13 protein-coding genes and 1 tRNA gene are annotated in these 15432 nt (G+C 68.3%); 9 read left to right on the top strand and 5 right to left on the bottom strand.

What is annotated here, in order from left to right:
- The first annotated feature begins 126 nt into the window (after positions 1–126).
- The 3 genes from V3328_RS08310 (at position 127) to V3328_RS08300 (ending at position 1968) form a co-directional block, all read left to right on the top strand.
- Positions 127–618 carry a hypothetical protein gene (locus V3328_RS08310; RefSeq protein ID WP_340329173.1) on the top strand — a complete coding sequence of 164 codons (492 nt, stop codon included), beginning with the start codon at positions 127–129 and terminating at the stop codon, positions 616–618.
- A gap of 361 nt (positions 619–979) precedes the next feature.
- Positions 980–1504 (top strand): hypothetical protein, encoded by a 525-nt coding sequence (locus V3328_RS08305; RefSeq protein ID WP_340329172.1) that lies wholly within the window; start codon positions 980–982, stop codon positions 1502–1504.
- Between the two features lie 8 nt (positions 1505–1512).
- Complete coding sequence (locus V3328_RS08300; RefSeq protein ID WP_340329171.1) at positions 1513–1968, top strand: DUF421 domain-containing protein; 456 nt, start codon at positions 1513–1515, stop codon at positions 1966–1968.
- A gap of 114 nt (positions 1969–2082) precedes the next feature.
- On the opposite strand, the gene V3328_RS08295 is transcribed toward V3328_RS08300, so the two are convergent.
- The 4 genes from V3328_RS08295 to V3328_RS08280 all read right to left on the bottom strand — a co-directional run bounded on the left by V3328_RS08295 (position 2083) and on the right by V3328_RS08280 (position 5021).
- Positions 2083–2592, bottom strand: coding sequence for a ferritin-like domain-containing protein (locus tag V3328_RS08295; protein WP_340329170.1), 510 nt, complete (start codon positions 2590–2592; stop codon positions 2083–2085).
- A gap of 151 nt (positions 2593–2743) precedes the next feature.
- The gene (locus tag V3328_RS08290) at positions 2744–3250 is read right to left on the bottom strand and encodes a YciE/YciF ferroxidase family protein (protein ID WP_340329169.1); all 507 of its coding nucleotides are present in this window, start codon (positions 3248–3250) and stop codon (positions 2744–2746) included.
- A 254-nt stretch (positions 3251–3504) separates the two neighbouring features.
- A complete protein-coding gene (locus V3328_RS08285; protein WP_340329168.1) occupies positions 3505–4683 on the bottom strand; it encodes a GGDEF domain-containing protein in 1179 nt (392 codons plus the stop codon).
- A gap of 261 nt (positions 4684–4944) precedes the next feature.
- Positions 4945–5021, bottom strand: a tRNA-Pro gene (locus V3328_RS08280).
- A 276-nt stretch (positions 5022–5297) separates the two neighbouring features.
- Here V3328_RS08280 and V3328_RS08275 point away from each other — a divergent pair.
- From V3328_RS08275 to V3328_RS08255, 5 genes are all read left to right on the top strand, one after another.
- The gene (locus V3328_RS08275) at positions 5298–8264 is read left to right on the top strand and encodes a xanthine dehydrogenase family protein molybdopterin-binding subunit (protein ID WP_340329167.1); all 2967 of its coding nucleotides are present in this window, start codon (positions 5298–5300) and stop codon (positions 8262–8264) included.
- Positions 8261–9088: an FAD binding domain-containing protein gene (locus V3328_RS08270; protein WP_340329166.1), complete on the top strand. Its 828-nt coding sequence runs from the start codon at positions 8261–8263 to the stop codon at positions 9086–9088. Before V3328_RS08275 ends, V3328_RS08270 begins: the two co-directional genes overlap by 4 nt.
- Entirely contained in the window at positions 9076–9585 is a 510-nt protein-coding gene (locus tag V3328_RS08265) for a (2Fe-2S)-binding protein (RefSeq protein WP_340329165.1), read from the top strand. Before V3328_RS08270 ends, V3328_RS08265 begins: the two co-directional genes overlap by 13 nt.
- A gap of 590 nt (positions 9586–10175) precedes the next feature.
- Positions 10176–11702 (top strand): AMP-binding protein, encoded by a 1527-nt coding sequence (locus V3328_RS08260; protein WP_340329164.1) that lies wholly within the window; start codon positions 10176–10178, stop codon positions 11700–11702.
- Between the two features lie 66 nt (positions 11703–11768).
- A complete protein-coding gene (locus V3328_RS08255) occupies positions 11769–12563 on the top strand; it encodes an enoyl-CoA hydratase/isomerase family protein (RefSeq protein WP_340329163.1) in 795 nt (264 codons plus the stop codon).
- 184 nt (positions 12564–12747) lie between these two features.
- On the opposite strand, the gene V3328_RS08250 is transcribed toward V3328_RS08255, so the two are convergent.
- Positions 12748–13941 (bottom strand): hypothetical protein, encoded by a 1194-nt coding sequence (locus V3328_RS08250; protein WP_340329162.1) that lies wholly within the window; start codon positions 13939–13941, stop codon positions 12748–12750.
- A gap of 176 nt (positions 13942–14117) precedes the next feature.
- Here V3328_RS08250 and V3328_RS08245 point away from each other — a divergent pair, with 176 nt between their 5' ends.
- Positions 14118–15206, top strand: coding sequence for an adenylate/guanylate cyclase domain-containing protein (locus tag V3328_RS08245; RefSeq protein WP_340329161.1), 1089 nt, complete (start codon positions 14118–14120; stop codon positions 15204–15206).
- Positions 15207–15432: the final 226 nt, after the last annotated feature.

Below are 15432 nucleotides of genomic sequence, written 5' to 3'. Positions count from 1 at the left end.
TCGAGCAGATAGGGGTCAGCTTGAACGGCAGAATGGCAGGGGGCATAGTCGGGTCGGAGTGACCGGACGAGCCCTTCCACAGGCACGTTCGCGATTTCCCACTCAAAATTCCCAAGGAGACCAAAAATGAATTTTATCGGGAGCGCCCGCTTCGGGCTTTCGGCAGCGATTGGTGGCCTGGCGATGATTGCGGCATCGGCGTCGATGGCCAGTGCGGAAACGGTGGAGTATCGCGGCGTCGCCAAGCTGTACAAGTTTTCCCAGGCGTGCCTGGAAGATGGATACAAGAGCACGGAGAAGGCGAATTTTCGCTATCGGCCGCCGAATGTCGGGGACAACGGGCCGGCAACCCGATTCGCATTCCACTTCAGCTACTGGGCAACCGGCTTCATCAAGATGGACGGCGATATCGGCGACAGTTTCGTCCCGGTCATCGGCCAGGGCTTCAGCACCAACTACAGCGACTACGGATATCAGCCGGAAGTCCGCTTTACCCAGCACGCGCCGTCCAAGGTCAAGCCGAAGAGCAAGCGGGTGAAACTCAGGGGCGACATTCAGGGCTTCAGCTACCTGCCCGACTGCAGCGTCAAGTTCAGGGTCAACGCCAAGCGCAGGTAAGTCCCCTTCAGTGGCGGGCGCCGCGCGGGAGCTTCGCAGGACCGTGATGGCGCGCATCGACCGGAACGACGTGTCGAAGGCGTCCGTGACCCTGGTGTTCGGGACGCTCCGCGAGAAGGTGGACCTGCCCACGCGGCCGGCGGAGTAGCCGGCATCAGCCACCGACGGCCGGGTTTTGCGGCCGGCCGCCGGCGGCAATCCCCGGCTGCGCCTGATCGACCGTAGGACGCCGGCGGACAAGACGGGAGGTACCGTCGACCCCGTCGCCTCCACCCCCAAATGCCTCGATTCCCTCCGATCCGGACGCACGCCGACCCTCTACGCGCGGGGAACCATCCAACCCCTGCCGACGTTCAGAGGCATGTTCTTCTTCAACGCTCGCGACGAACTGGCGACGCCGCCGATCCGGCCCGACGGCCTCCAGATCGACGAGCGTCCGCGGCTGCAGAAGGTGTTCTGGCGCGTCGAGAGGGTGTCCTGGATCCTGTTTCTGCTGGCCGTGCTCGCCGCTGTCGCCGGTCTCACGGGCGCCGGGGGCTATCTGTCGCGACAGGTCCTGGAACTCGGTGACGCGCAGGTCGACCTGCCGCGGATCAGCCGTTGGCAGACGGCGGAGACGATGACGCTGACGATCCCGGGAACCGAAAAGCGGCATGTGCTGCGTGTCAGCAATTCCTTTGCGGAGCATTTCGCCATCGAGCAGATCGTGCCCGAGCCGAGGCGCAGTTCGGTGGCGGACGGCGCGATTGAGTTCGAGTTCGCTGCCGAGGGTCCCGGGGCGCACTTCATCGCCTTCGGGCTTCGTCCCACCCGCCCCGGCACGGCCAGTTTCGACATCGCCGTGGACGGAATTTCAGGCCGCGCGGGAGCGACTATTCTTCCCTAGGAGGTAACATGGACGCCGTCATTCGCGGTCTAGCGGTTTATGCGGTCCTTCTGGTGGTGACGCGTCTGTCCGGCCGCCGCTCGATCGGCGAAATGACCGCATTCGACTTCGTGCTGCTGCTCATCATCGCGGAGACGACGCAGCAGGCGCTTCTCGGAGACGACTTCTCCATCACCAACAGCGCCGTTCTCATCCTCACCCTGTTCGTGACCGATATCCTTCTCTCCTACGTCAAGCAGTATTCGGTCGCGGCCGCCACGTTCCTGGACGGGAGCCCGACGGTCCTGATCTGCGAGGGTTCGCCCGATCCCCGTGCATTCAAGCGGGCTCGCGTCAGCCTGACCGATGTCATGAACGTGGCGCGGGAGAAGCACGGTCTCCGACGCCTGGATGAAATAGATTTCGCGGTTCTAGAAGCGAGCGGGAGTATCAGCGTCATCCCCGTGCGCACGAAGCAGGACTAGATCGGCGTTTGCCCAACCCGCAGGTCAAACCGCGCCCCGTGATTGGGAGATGTTCACTACGCCGCCCGAACGAGATCCGAGTGGCGTAGGGCATCTTCAAGGCGGCAGCACCTGTCAACGTTTCGCTGCGACCTCCGGCGACTGCTCCCGGAGCAGATACTGGCTGGTCAGGTCCGGCAGGTGGTCCTCGAGCCAGTCTGCCATCGCCCGCTCTTCTTCGAGGATCTCCTCGCAGACCTGCTTGGTATCATGGTCCCCGGCTTCTTCGGCCGCCGCGATCAGGATTTCGTAGGAGGCGATCTCCATGTTCTCGAAGGCGTAGCCGGCAATGGCGCCCTTCATCACCTCGTCGCTGACGAAGAGGCCGCTCAGCGCCTGGCCCATCGCCAGCAGCTTGCCGCCGGCGTCCTTCACCGTCGAAGTGGATCCGCCGCGTTTCTCGATGCATCCGCGTATGCGGTCGGCCTGATTCTGCGTTTCCCCGATGTGCTGCTCGATCCGTGCCCTCAGGTCCGGATAGTGTTCGAGCCGGCTGGTCATTCCCTTCAACATCGTCTCGGCCTGCTGCTCGGCGGCATGGGCATCACGCAGCCAATCCATCAATGTCTCGTCGACACTGGTCATCTCGGACTCTCCTGTTTGCATTGCGATGCGGACGTTGGTCGCGAGCCCCGCTTCCCGCCACGGCGTTCTAGACGGCGCATGGCGGGCGCGGGTTTCGGCCAGATATTCGAGAAAGAGACGATCCGGGAATCGCTTCCCGGATTGACCGCAATCAGGCGGCCTTTTTCGCCTTTGCCCGCTCGTTCGCCGAAGCATCGGCGAGCTTGGTGAGGTCGCTGTCGGTCTTCGACTCTTCCTGCAGGGTTGCGTCGAGCAGGTCGGCAGCCTCGGTCATCCCGAGTTCCTTCGCCCAGCGCTTCAAGGTTCCGTAGCGGGTGATCTCGTAGTGCTCGACTGCTTGGGCAGCCGAGATCAGGCCGGCGTCGAGGGCGGCGGTACCCTTGAACTCGTCCATTATCTCCTCGCCTTCGGAGATGATGCCTTCGATCGCGTCGCAGGTCTTGCCCTGGGCGCGCTTGCCCATGGTCTCGAACACCTGCTGCAACCGTTCGACGTGACCTTCGGTTTCCTGCGCATGCTTGTCGAACGCAGCCTTGAGCTTGTCCGACTGGGCGGCGCGCTTCATCTTCGGGAGCGCCTTCAGGATCTTGCGTTCCGCGTAGTAGATGTCCTTGAGTGTGTCGTGGAAGAGGTCTTCCAGCGTCTTTTCCTTGGCCATGGTGTATCCTTCTCTAGTAGCCGTCCAATGGAGCGGACGTAATCGAGTGGATTCAACGCAGCGACGGCCTCGCTGTTCCTCGTGACGCGCGATTTCTCGGCTTCCTCTGAAGAAGGGGGCGCAGTCATGGACGAGCGGGAGCCCGGGGCTCGGTGGGGAAAACGCGAAGAGGACAGGTTCGGCAGCCGCGATCGGGAGACGAGGCCCCGATCGGGGTGCCTCGTGCGGTATCGGCGACGCCGGTCCGCTGGTTGCTATGAGGCCGCGCCCAGGAGCTGGGGCCGCTGTTCGGTGTCGTCCAGGACCACGCAATCGCGGCCGTTCAGCTTGGCTCGATAGAGAGCGGCGTCTGCCATCTCCATCGCCTCTGCCAGCGGCCTCCTCCTGACGACGACGGCAACGCCCGCACTCAGGGTGGCCTTGACCTCGAAACCGTTCACGCGGCGAGCCGAGCTGGAGAATTCGCTCCGTATCCTTTCGGCGATAACCAGCGCCTGCCGGCCGTGGGTGCCGGGAAGCAGCACCGCGAATTCCTCCCCGCCGATCCGGCCGATGATGTCGAGAGGTCTCAGCGTTTGCTGGGCCGCGTCTGCGAACACCTGCAAGACCGCATCGCCGACGCCGTGGCCGAACGTGTCGTTGACCGCCTTGAACCGGTCCAGATCGATGGCAATCAGGCTGCAGGGCAGGGAATCGCGCGTTTGATGCGCGAGTGTTCTGGTGCACGAGGCAAGGAACGCACGTCGGTTCGGCAAACCGGTAAGCGGGTCCGTCATCGCCTCGAGGCGGTGCCGTGCCTCGCCCCGTTCCTTGAGCAGGGCGACCATGAACAGCGCCGATCCGATGAGGTAGATCATGGATTCGATGTAGATCAGCCCATACCATTTCGAGAACGAGGGGATACCGGAAGGCAGCGCGGCGTCCAGCAGATCCTCCGTAAGCCCCACGGTGATCATCAACGCGTGGAGCAGCAGAACGGCTGTCATGGGAATACGCGCGATCAGGTATTCGCCCCGCCCGCGCCACATGTACCCCGCGGCAGCGAAGAAGGCTCCGGCCACGATAGCGAGCTGGATGACCCGAATGAGCGCGAGCTCTGCTCCGCCGGCCCGCAAGGCGAACAACACGGCAACGCCGGAGGCCGCGCAAAGCGATACGGCAAGCCGGCTCTCCCGATGCTCGAAGGCCATCACCGCGGACAGTGCCAGGAAAGCCGCGAGCACGAACGCCGGCTGCGCCAGGAACGTCAGGAATGGCTGCTGTGCCCCGAACGCCAGCAGAAGCACCGCCCCGGCCGTGAGCAGGTGGGACGCTCCGAGAAGGAGCGCCGCGCGGCCGCCCCTGAACTGGAGCCATGCCAGGGCGAGCAGAAGCCCGGTCACGAGCGCGACCAGAGCGCCAGCTGCTGTCAGGGTGGATAGATCCAGGGTCATCTGCTCGGCGCTCCCGGTCCGCCCCGTTGCGGTCGCAAGCGCAGCCGGTCAAGTCGATCGCTGTTCGCGCGATTATCGCACAAACGTCCGCACACTGCACGTGACTGCGCATGCGGTGTTTGCGGCCGGACCGCAAACGCCAACCCGCAGAGCGGAGCATTTCCCCGCCAGGTCGATCCGACGGTCCGCAATCCCTGCGTGGGCGCCGGCGGCGGCCTCGCCGAAGCGACGACGCCATTGTGTGCAACATATTGAAATAATTGGTCGGAGTGGCAGGATTTGAACCTGCGACCCCCTCGTCCCGAACGAGGTGCGCTACCAGGCTGCGCTACACTCCGGCCGCTGGTGGGCCGCTATATAGCCGCACCGTCGTGTCCCCGCAACCCGCGATTCTGCGATGGGGTCGCACCGTTCGCCTTTGCGTTTTCGACCGGGCCCGCGACCGGCCCGTTCCGGCCTGAGTCGCCCGGGAACGCCGCGGAAAATTGAGACTCGTGGACAAGCCCGGACATCCGTCGACCTCGCCTTGCCGCGCCTGTAGCGGATAAGCTCGGCCCCGAGTGCCGGAAACGGCCCGCCGGGGGCGGTCACGGCGATGGGGAGAGACGCTGCGTTTGGAAACTGTGACGGACAGGTGGGTCGGCCGCTCCGTGCCGCGTGTCGAGGACGCCGCGCTGCTGAGCGGTCGCGGCCGCTTCATCGACGATCTCGGCACGCCGCCGCGCACGCTGCACGCCGCGCTCCTGCGATCGCCGCACCCGCACGCGTTGATCGAGGCGATCGACACCGAAAGGGCGCGCGCCGCGACGGGTGTCGCCACCGTGCTGACCGGGGCCGACATCCAGGCGCTGACCCGCTCGATGGTGGTCGGCGTCAAGGCGCCGGTCGAGTGCTGGCCGATCGCCGTCGGCAAAGTCCGCTACGCCGGCGAGCCGGTCGCCGTGGTACTGGCCGAGGACCGCTACCTCGCCGAGGACGCCGTCGACCTGATCGAGGTCTCCTACGCGCCGCTTGCCGCCGTCGTCGATCCGCTGAAGGCGCTTGCGGCCGATGCGCCGGTGCTGCACGAGGGGCTCGGCGGCAACGTCATCTCCGAGCGGTCGTTCTGCTACGGCGATCCGGACGGCGCCTTCGCCGCTGCGCCGCACCGGATCGGAGTCGACGTCGCTTATCCGCGCAACTCCTGCACTCCGATCGAGACCTACGGCGTCGTCGCCGAATACGATCCCGGCGAGGGCGCCTACGACATCCTGGCGAACTTCCAGGGCCCGTTCTCGATCCATGCGGTCACCGCGCTGGCGCTGAAGGTGCCCGGCAACCGGCTGCGGCTGCGCACGCCCCGCGACTCCGGCGGCTCGTTCGGCGTCAAGCAGGGCGTCTTCCCCTACATGGTGCTGATGGGGGCGGCGGCGCGGGCGACGGGCCGGCCCGTGAAGTGGATCGAGGACCGGCTCGAGCACCTGACCGCCTCCGTCTCGGCCACCAACCGGGCGACCCGGCTCGAAGCCGCCGTCGAGGCGGACGGGCGCATCACCGCGCTGTCCTGGGACCAGGTCGAGGATTGTGGCGCCCACCTGCGCGCCCCGGAGCCGGCGACGCTCTACCGGATGCACGGCAACATGACCGGCGCCTACGACATCCGGAACCTGTCGATCCGCAACCGCGTCGTCCTGACCAACAAGACGCCGACCGGCCTCAACCGCGGCTTCGGCGGCCCGCAGGTCTATTTCGCGCTGGAGCGCCTCGTCCACGAGGTCGCCGGGCGGCTGTCCCTCGATCCCCTCGAGGTCATCCGCCGCAACCTCGTCCCCGCCGACGCGATGCCCTACCGCACGGCAAGCGGCGCGCTGCTCGATTCGGGCGACTATGGCGCAGCCCTCGGCGCGGCGGTGGAGGAGGGCGGCCTTGCCGACCTCCTGAAGCGCCGCGACGCCGCCCGCGCCGAGGGCCGCCTCTACGGCATCGGCTATGCCGCCTGCGTCGAGCCGAGCGTCTCCAACATGGGCTACATCACCGCCGTGCTGACGCCGGAGGAGCGGCGCCGGGCCGGGCCGAAGAACGGCGCCCAGTCGGTCGCGACCGTCAGCCTCGATCCGCTCGGCGCGGTGTCGGTGAAGGTCGCCTCGGTGCCGCAGGGCCAGGGCCACCGCACCGTGCTCGCCCAGGTCGTCGCCGACGTGTTCGGCCTTGAGCCGGGCAACGTCCGCGTCACCGCCGACGTCGACACCGCGCGCGACGACTGGTCGATCGCCTCGGGCAACTACGCGAGCCGCTTCGCCCCGGCGGTCGCCGGCACCACCCATCTGGCGGCGACGAAGCTGCGCGACACGCTGGCGCGCATCGCGGCCGGCCAGCTCAACGTATCGGCCGACGACGTCGTCTTCGCAGGCGGCAGGGTCGCCGCCCGCGACAACCCCGACAACTCGGTGCCCTTCAACCGGCTCGCCGCGACCGGCCACTGGGCGCCGGGCACCGTCCCGGAGGGTGCCGGCGACCCGATCAGCGAGACGGTCTGGTGGACGCCGGAGCAACTCACTGCGCCGGACGAGGCGGACGCGGTCAACTCCTCGCTCTGCCACGGCTTCATCTTCGATTTCTGCGGCGTCGAGGTCGACAGGCTGACCGGCGCGGTCCGCATCGACAGATACGTCACCATGCACGATTGCGGGACGATCCTGCATCCCGGCATGGTCGCCGGCCAGGTCGCCGGCGGCTTCGCCCATGCGCTCGGCGCCGCCCTCTACGAGGAATACGTCTACGGGCCGGATGGCAGCTTCCTGTCCGGCACCTTCGCCGACTACCTGGTGCCGACCGCGATGGAGGTGCCCGAGCCGGTCGTCCTGCACCACCAGTCGGTCTCGCCCTTCACCCCGCTCGGCGCCAAGGGCGTCGGCGAGGGCAACTGCATGTCGACGCCGGTCTGCATCGCCAACGCGGTTGCCGACGCGACCGGGGTCGACGACCTCGTCCTGCCGCTGACGCCGGCGAAGCTCGCCGGCCGGCTCGCCGGCGAGGAGCCGCCGCCGAAGAGGCCGAAGCAGGCGTCGTTCGCGGCGGCCTCCGGCGAGCGGGCGCTGCACGGGGAAGACGAGGCGCGGGTGTCGGCGCCGCGGCAGGCGGTCTGGGACATGCTGCTCGACCCGCAGACCCTGCGCGCGGTGGTGCCCGGCGCCCATTCGATCGAGCAGGTCAGCCCGACCCGCTTCCGCGCCGAGGTGACGCTCGGCGTCGGTCCGGTCAGGGGCCGCTACCGCGCGGAGATCGCCCTGTCCGACCTCGACGCGCCGAACGCCCTGACGCTGTCGGGCAGCGCCGAGGGCGGGCTCGGCACCGGCCGCGGCGAGGGCAGGGTGACCCTGACGCAGACGGACGACGGCGGCACGCTCGTCGCCTACCGCTACGAGGCGGCAATCGGCGGCAAGGTCGCCTCGGTCGGCGGCCGGCTGCTCGACGGCGCCGCCCGCGTTGTCATCGGCCAGTTCTTCGCAAGCCTCGCCCGCCATGCCGGTGCGGACCGCCAGGAAGCGCGTGCGGCAGGCCTGTGGGCGCGCCTTCGCCGGATGCTCGGGAGGCGCGGATGAAGCCCGCGCCGTTCGACTACGTCCGCGCCGGCAGCCTCGAGGAGGCGCTGGAGGCGCTTGCCGGGGCAGGGGCGGACGCCCGCATCGTCGCCGGCGGCCAGTCGCTGCTGCCGATGCTCAACATGCGGCTGGCGCGGCCCGGCGTGCTGGTCGACATCATGCGCCTTGCCAACCTCCGCCGCATCGAGGAGCGCGGCGGCGAGATCGTGATCGGCGCCGGCGTCCGCCAGGCCGAACTGGAGGCCTGGCCGCGGCTCGCCGACACGCTGCCGCTGGTCGCCGCCATGCTGCCGCTGCTCGGTCACGTCCAGACGCGCAGCCGCGGCACGGTCTGCGGCTCGATCGCCCACGCCGACCCGAGCGCCGAACTGCCGCTGGCGCTCGTCGCGCTTGGCGGCGCGGTGCACCTGCGTTCGCAACGGGCAAGGCGCCGCGTCGCCGCCGGCGACTTCTTCGCCGGCATGATGGCGACCGACATGGCCGACGACGAGATGATCGAGGCGGTGAGCTTTCCGGCCGCCCGGCCCGGCACCGGCCACGCCTTCCGCGAGGTTGCCCGCCGGCACGGCGACTTCGCCATCGTCGCCTGCGCCGCCGTCGTCGACGGCACGGTGGCCCGGCTCGCCGTCGGCGGCGTCGCCGACCGGCCGGTGGTGCGCGCCATGCCGATGCCGGACGAGGCGGGCCTAGACGACGCGCTGAACGAGTTCGCCTGGGACCTCGACGCTCGCGATGACGTCCACGCGACTGCCCGCTACCGCCGCGATCTGGTGCGCGCGATCGGCCGGCAGGTGCTCGAGGAGGCCGCACGATGCCGCGACTGAGCGCCGCCGGTCGTCACGCCGTCACCTTCACGCTGAACGGCACCGATGTATCGGGGGCCGCCGAGCCGCGCATGCTGCTGTCGGACTTCCTGCGCCAGGTCGTCGGCCTCACCGGCACCCATGTCGGCTGCGAGCACGGCGTCTGCGGCGCCTGCACCGTACAGATCGACGGCGCCCCGGCGCGCAGCTGCCTGACGCTCGCCGTCCAGGCCGACGGCTGCGACATCCGCACGGTCGAGGCGCTCGCCGGCCCGGACGGATCGCTGGACCCGCTGCAGGACAGCTTCCGCGCCCATCACGGCCTGCAGTGCGGCTTCTGCACGCCCGGCATCCTGATGTCGCTCGACGCACTGATGCGGGTCCGCCCCGACGCCTCGGAGGCGGAGATACGCGACTGCCTGTCCGGCCACCTGTGCCGCTGCACCGGCTACGCGTCGATCGTGAGGGCGGCGGTGGCGGCGTTCGAGAAAGCGAGGGGAGGGGCTCGTGAGAGTTGACCGGTCGCGACCACCCCATCCGTCGTCACCCCGGAAGCCGCAACGCGGCACTCCGGGATCGGAGAGCCACAGAGAGCGCGCTGGCTCTCCGATCCCGGCTCTGCGCTCGCTGGGGCTCACTGCGGCCGGGATGACGTGGGAGAGGGTGTGCGTCCCCCGCAGCCGCCGCACGTCCCGGTCGCCCGGAGCCGCAAGGCCTGCGCTCCCGGCGATCCCGGCTCTTCCCTCGCTGACGCTCGCTCCGGCCGGGATGACGCGGGAGAGGGTGTGCCTCCCCCGCAGCCGCACGCCCCGGGCGCCCATGGCCGGACCGTCTGCGCCTCTGGCGCTCCCGGCACAGCGCCCGCTGGCGCACGATGCGGCCGGGATGACGCGGGAGAGGGAGTGCCTCCCCCGCAGCCGCACGTCCCGGACGCCCATAGCGAGCGCAGGCGAGCGGCGGGCGAGCCGGGACCCAGCGTCACGACACGCCGAAGGCGCAACTCCTTCCATCGCACCTGCACTTGCGGAAAAGCCGGCGCGAGTTCGGGACCACATGCTGTGCCGGTCGATCGACGCGGCGATAGCGCGCCCAGGAGAGGCTCCGAACGATGTTTGACCTCGGCACCAGTTTCCTCGCCAGCGTCGCCCGCGATCCCGGCCGCATCGCCATCGTCGACGGCGACCTCCGGCTCACCTATGCGCAGTGGTACGCGAAGATCTCCGGCCTCGCCACCGGGCTCGAGCAGCTCGGCCTCGCCCCCGGCGACCATGTCCTCACGCTCCTGCAGAACCGCTTCGAGAACGCCACCCTGCACTGGGCCTGCCAGTTCGCCGGGCTGGTCGTCACGCCGCTCAACTGGCGCGCCAAGGGCGACGAGGTGGACTACGTCATCGAGAACGCCGAGGCGAAGGCGGTGTTCTGCGAGGCGGCTACAGCGGATGCGGTGGCCGACGCGGCGCTCGCCGCAAGCCTGCCCCGGATCGCGGTCGACGGCGAGGTGTTCGCCGGAATGATCGACTCGGCGGCGCCCGACGCCGTGCCGCGCGCCGACGCCGAAGCGTGGTCGCTGATGCTCTACACCTCCGGCACCACCTCCAAGCCGAAGGGCGTGCCGCGCCGCCACCGGGCCGAGCGGGCCGCCGCGCTCGCCCATGTCGCCCAGAACCGCTACGCCCACGGCGAGGTGACGCTCGGCGTCATGCCGCTCTACCACACGATGGGGGTGCGCTCGCTGCTGGCGATGTCGCTGATCGGCGGCGCTTTCGTCTGTCTGCCGCGCTTCGACGTCGAAAGGGCGCTGGCGCTGATAGCGCGCGAGAAGGTGACAAACCTCTACCTGGTGCCGACGCTCTACCACGACGTCGTCCATCACCCCGCCTTCGAGGTGACCGACACCTCCTCGGTGCGCAAGCTCGGCTTCGCCGGCGCCTCGATGACCGACGGGCTCCTGAGGAAGCTCGCCGAAGCCTTCCGGCCGGAGCTGTTCGTCAACCACTACGGCTCCTCGGAGATCTACACCTTCACCATCGAGGACGACGCGCCGGCCAAGCCCGGCTCGGCCGGCCGCGCCGGCCTGAACCAGATCATCCGCGTCGTCAGGCTCGGCGCGGCAGGCCCTAACGACCTGGCGGCCACCGGCGAGGAAGGCGAGATCATCGCCCTCATGCGCGGCGACGAGGCTTTCGAGGGCTACTGGAAGCGGCCCGACGCCGACGCCAGGGCGCTGCGCGGCGGCTGGTACTTCACCGGCGACACCGGCTTCTTCGACGCCGACGGCGACCTGTTCGTCACCGGCCGCGTCGACGACATGATCATCACCGGCGGCGAGAACGTCTCCCCCGTCGAGATCGAGAGCTGCCTGTCGCTGCACCCCGCCGTGCTCGAGGTGGCCGTGGTCGGCCTGCCGGACGAGCGCTGGGGCAAGGTGGTGACGGCCTTCGTCAAGCGCGGCGTCGCCGTAGATCACGAGACGCTCGACGCGTTCTGCCGCGACTCAGGTCTTGCCAACTACAAGCGCCCGCGCGCCTACGTCTTCGTCGACGCCATCCCCAAGTCGCCGGTCGGCAAGCTGCTGCGGCGCCTGCTGGTGGCGGGCGAGTACACGTCCGAGACGGCCCCGCCTGCCGGGGGCTAGGAGCCGAAGATCTGCCGGCCCCGGCTGCGCAAGGAAGACTTCGCAAGGAAAGAAAGGAAGTACCGAATGACCGAAACCGATCCCCGCCTTGCCGGCCTCGACGGCTTCCGGGTCGAGGTCGATGCCGACAGGCAGCGCGCCGACGTCGTGCTCGACCGGCCGCCCTTCAACGTCGTCACCATGCCGCAGCGCGACCAGCTCCGCGCCGCCTTCGAGGCGCTCGACGAGCACGACGGCGTGCGGGTGATCGTGCTGCGCGGCGAGGGGGAGCACTTCTCTTCCGGCGGTTACATCAAGGGGTTTCTGGAATCGTCGCCCGAAACGGTGTCGAGGCTCGCCTGGAACATCGCGGCGCCGGCACGCTGCTCGAAGCCGGTGATCGCCGCCAACCGGGGTTACTGCTTCGGCGTCGGCTTCGAGATCTCGCTGGCCTGTGATTTCCGCATCGCCTCGGAGACGACGGAATACGCGTTGCCCGAACAGCGGCTCGGCCAGATACCCGGGTCCGGCGGTTCGGCGCGCCTGCAGAAGATCGTCGGCATCACGCGCACCAAGGACATCGTCATGCGCTCGCGGCGGATACCGGCACGGCAGGCGTACGACTGGGGGATCGCCACGGAGATCGTGGCCGATGCCGAACTCGAGGCCGCCACGCAGGCGCTTGTCGAGGAACTGGTCGGCTTTGCGCCGCTTGCCCAGCGCACCGCCAAGAAGCTGCTCAACGATACCGAGGACGCGCTGCTCACCACGGCCATAGAGCTGGAAGGCCACTGCTACTCGCGGCTGCGGATGTCGGACGATTTCCGTGAGGGCGTCGAGGCGTTCCACGAGAAGCGCAAGCCGGCGTTCCGGGGACGCTGAACCACGATGTCGAGCTGACGCGCCCGGCGCGCCCTTTACGCCGCTCGTCCCCACGAAAGTAGGGACCCAGCGCAAGAATCCGGCGCAGCCGCCGTCCTGTATGCCTGCTGTCGCGGGTATGAGCGGGGAGTGGGCAGGGGAACGTCCCGAACGGGAGTATTTTTTGCTCGATGACGAGCCGCGCTCAGCAGGCGCCGTCATCCGTCGGGAATCCCTCCGGCATCATCTTGAGGTAGCGGCAGTATTCGCCGCCGTCGCGTTTCCAGGCCTGCTTGTCCGCCTCCAGGCGCGCCAGGTAGGCCGCGACGTTGTCCGCCGTCAGCTTCTCGCCGAAATCCCTGACGCTGACGGGGTCGCCGGACAGCCGCGCCACCATCAGTTCGCCCGTGCGGCAGCTGAAGTGGTTGGTGTCGCGCCAGAAGATCAGGCCGCGCTCGGCCTCCACCGGCTCGGTCTGCAGCCGCGTGAACCCGGTGAAGTCGAAGACCTCGATGTCGCCGCCCGCGCCGTCGGCCAGTGTTGCGATGTCGCGCACCATGTCCAGGTAGGCCGGCCAGTAACCCGCCGCCTCCAGTTCCATGTAGTAGGTGACGTGGGCGGGCGGGATGACGACATACAGTTTGATGTCTCGCCGCTCCGCCTCGGCGAATATCGCCTTCAGTTCGCCGCGCCAGTCGAAGTTGGTGCCTTCGTCGAGGAACGCCTGGTCCAGGAACCGGACGTAGCTTGCCCCCATCAGCGTCAGCGCCCGCGACGGGTCGGTCTTCGTCGGCTGCGGCGTGCAGGGTCGGAAGCCGTTGTCCCGTCCGTCCGGGCGCCGCCGCCTGATCAGCGCTTCCATGCTCGCCTGCAGTCCGGCGCCGGTGAAGTTCGTGTAGACCACGTCGTCCAGCCACCAGCGCGGGTTGGCCGCGCCGTCGGCGGAGACCGACAGCCGGTCCTCGTCGAAGGCCTCGCCGACGGGGATGTAGTTCATGAAATTCAGGATATCGACCACCAGCAGCGCGGTGTGCAGGTCGGACTGTTCGGCGTAGTGCTGGAAATATCGCCGCATCTCGTAGATCTGGGCGGCCGGAAAGGCGCCGTTGAACGGCCGCTCGGCGAGGCCGTGGCTGCGGAACGACTCCTCCGAGAAGCCGCCGGCGGCGTGCGAGTTGCCCAGGATCACCAGGTCGGCGCCGAACCCCTCGATCCAGTGCGCCTTGGTCAGCCTGCCGAGTTCGTCGCCGGCGTAGCCGACGTGGCCGCCGCTGCGCCACAGCAGGTAGGGATCGACCGACAGGTTGAACGACCCGACCGCCATGACCAGGGCGGTCACGGTGCCGAGGACGAGGAGCGAGTAGCGGCGCGCGTGCATGCGGCTGCATGTACCACACATCCGCTCGCCCCTGACCATGGCTTGCGCGCGGATCTTCCGGCTGAAACGTGACGGAAACATTCCGAACATTGTTCTGACATTCCCGACGGGCAGAGGGGTGCCGCCGCGGCATCGCGCCCGGTTTTAGCCCGGGCCGACCCGCTTTCCGGCTTCGGATGTGTCCCTGGAGACCACTCATGCACGCGCTGCGGATTGACGATGAAGACGAGCCGCGTGTCCTGGTCGTCGATGACGACGAGGACAACCGCTCGCTGCTGCTCGATGAGCTGGAGTTCATCGGTTGCCGCGGCATTGCCGTGGCGAACGGCGAGGAGGCGCTCGCCGAACTCGGTCGCTCCGACATCGACGTCGTGCTGCTCGACGTCATGATGCCAGGGATGGACGGGTTCGAGGTGCTGCGGTCGCTGCGTGCCGATCCGACCCGCCGGATGCTGCCGGTCGTGATGATCTCGGCGCTGTCGGACCTCGTCAACGTGGTCCGCTGCATCGAGCTCGGCGCCGACGACTACCTGCCCAAGCCGTTCGATCCCGTCCTGCTGAAGGCGCGGATTTCCTCGAGCATGCAGAAGAAGCGCTGGCGCGACCAGGAAGCCATGTATCTGGCCCGCATGGAGCGGCAGCTCGCCGAGATCGAGCGCGAGCGGGCCCGCGCCGACGCGCTGCTCGACGTCGTCCTGCCGACCGCGGCGTTGCGCGAACTGAAGATGACCGGGGCGATCGCGCCGCGGCGCTACGAGAACGTCGCCGTGCTGTTCGCCGACATCGTCGATTTCACGCGCTACACCGAGACCCATCCCGCCGAGGAGGTCGTCGCCAATCTGGACCGGCTGATCGTCGCCTGCGAATGGGCGCTTGCCCAGGAGGGCCTGGAGAAGATCAAGACCATCGGCGACGGCGTCGTCGCCACCGGCAACCTGTCGCAGCGCCACCGCGATCCGGTGATGGCGGCGGTGCGGGCCGGCCAGGCGATGATCGCCGCGGCTGTTGAAAACCCCGCCGGTTGGCGGATGCGCATCGGGATCAGTTTCGGATCGGTGATCGGCGGAGTCGTCGGCCGCAGCAAGTTCAGTTTCGATGCCTGGGGCGACACCGTGAACGTCGCCGCTCGGCTGTCCGGACTGGGCTCGGAATCCGCGGTTTTCCTGTGTCCGGACGCCTGGAGCAGGGTCGCTGCCCGCGCCACCGCAGAGCGCATGGACGGCGTTGCCCTGAAGGGCAAGGGCCAAATGGATGTCTACCGGATTGGCGAAATTCGCGCGTCATGAGCGATAGGACAAAATTGCAACTTGAAATAATTGAAACAATTCCCGCGATGCGCGAAGCAAACTTGAAAGACTCTTCTCCTAGACGGCGAGATGGATTGTCGTCGCTGTGGGGACGGAGTTCTGGCGGAGCCAGCGACGTATGCCGGACACGATTGGTCCGAAAGCAAGGAGTTCCACCATTGGGGGAACGGCTCATATCACCGAATGCACCTGGCTTCGCCGCCGG

Origin of the sequence: Microbaculum marinum (assembly GCF_037855135.1) — a bacterium.
In the GTDB taxonomy this organism is placed as follows: domain Bacteria; phylum Pseudomonadota; class Alphaproteobacteria; order Rhizobiales; family Tepidamorphaceae; genus Microbaculum; species Microbaculum marinum.
Note: the sequence above shows the minus strand (reverse complement) of the source record. Positions and strands in the feature narration are given on the sequence as shown.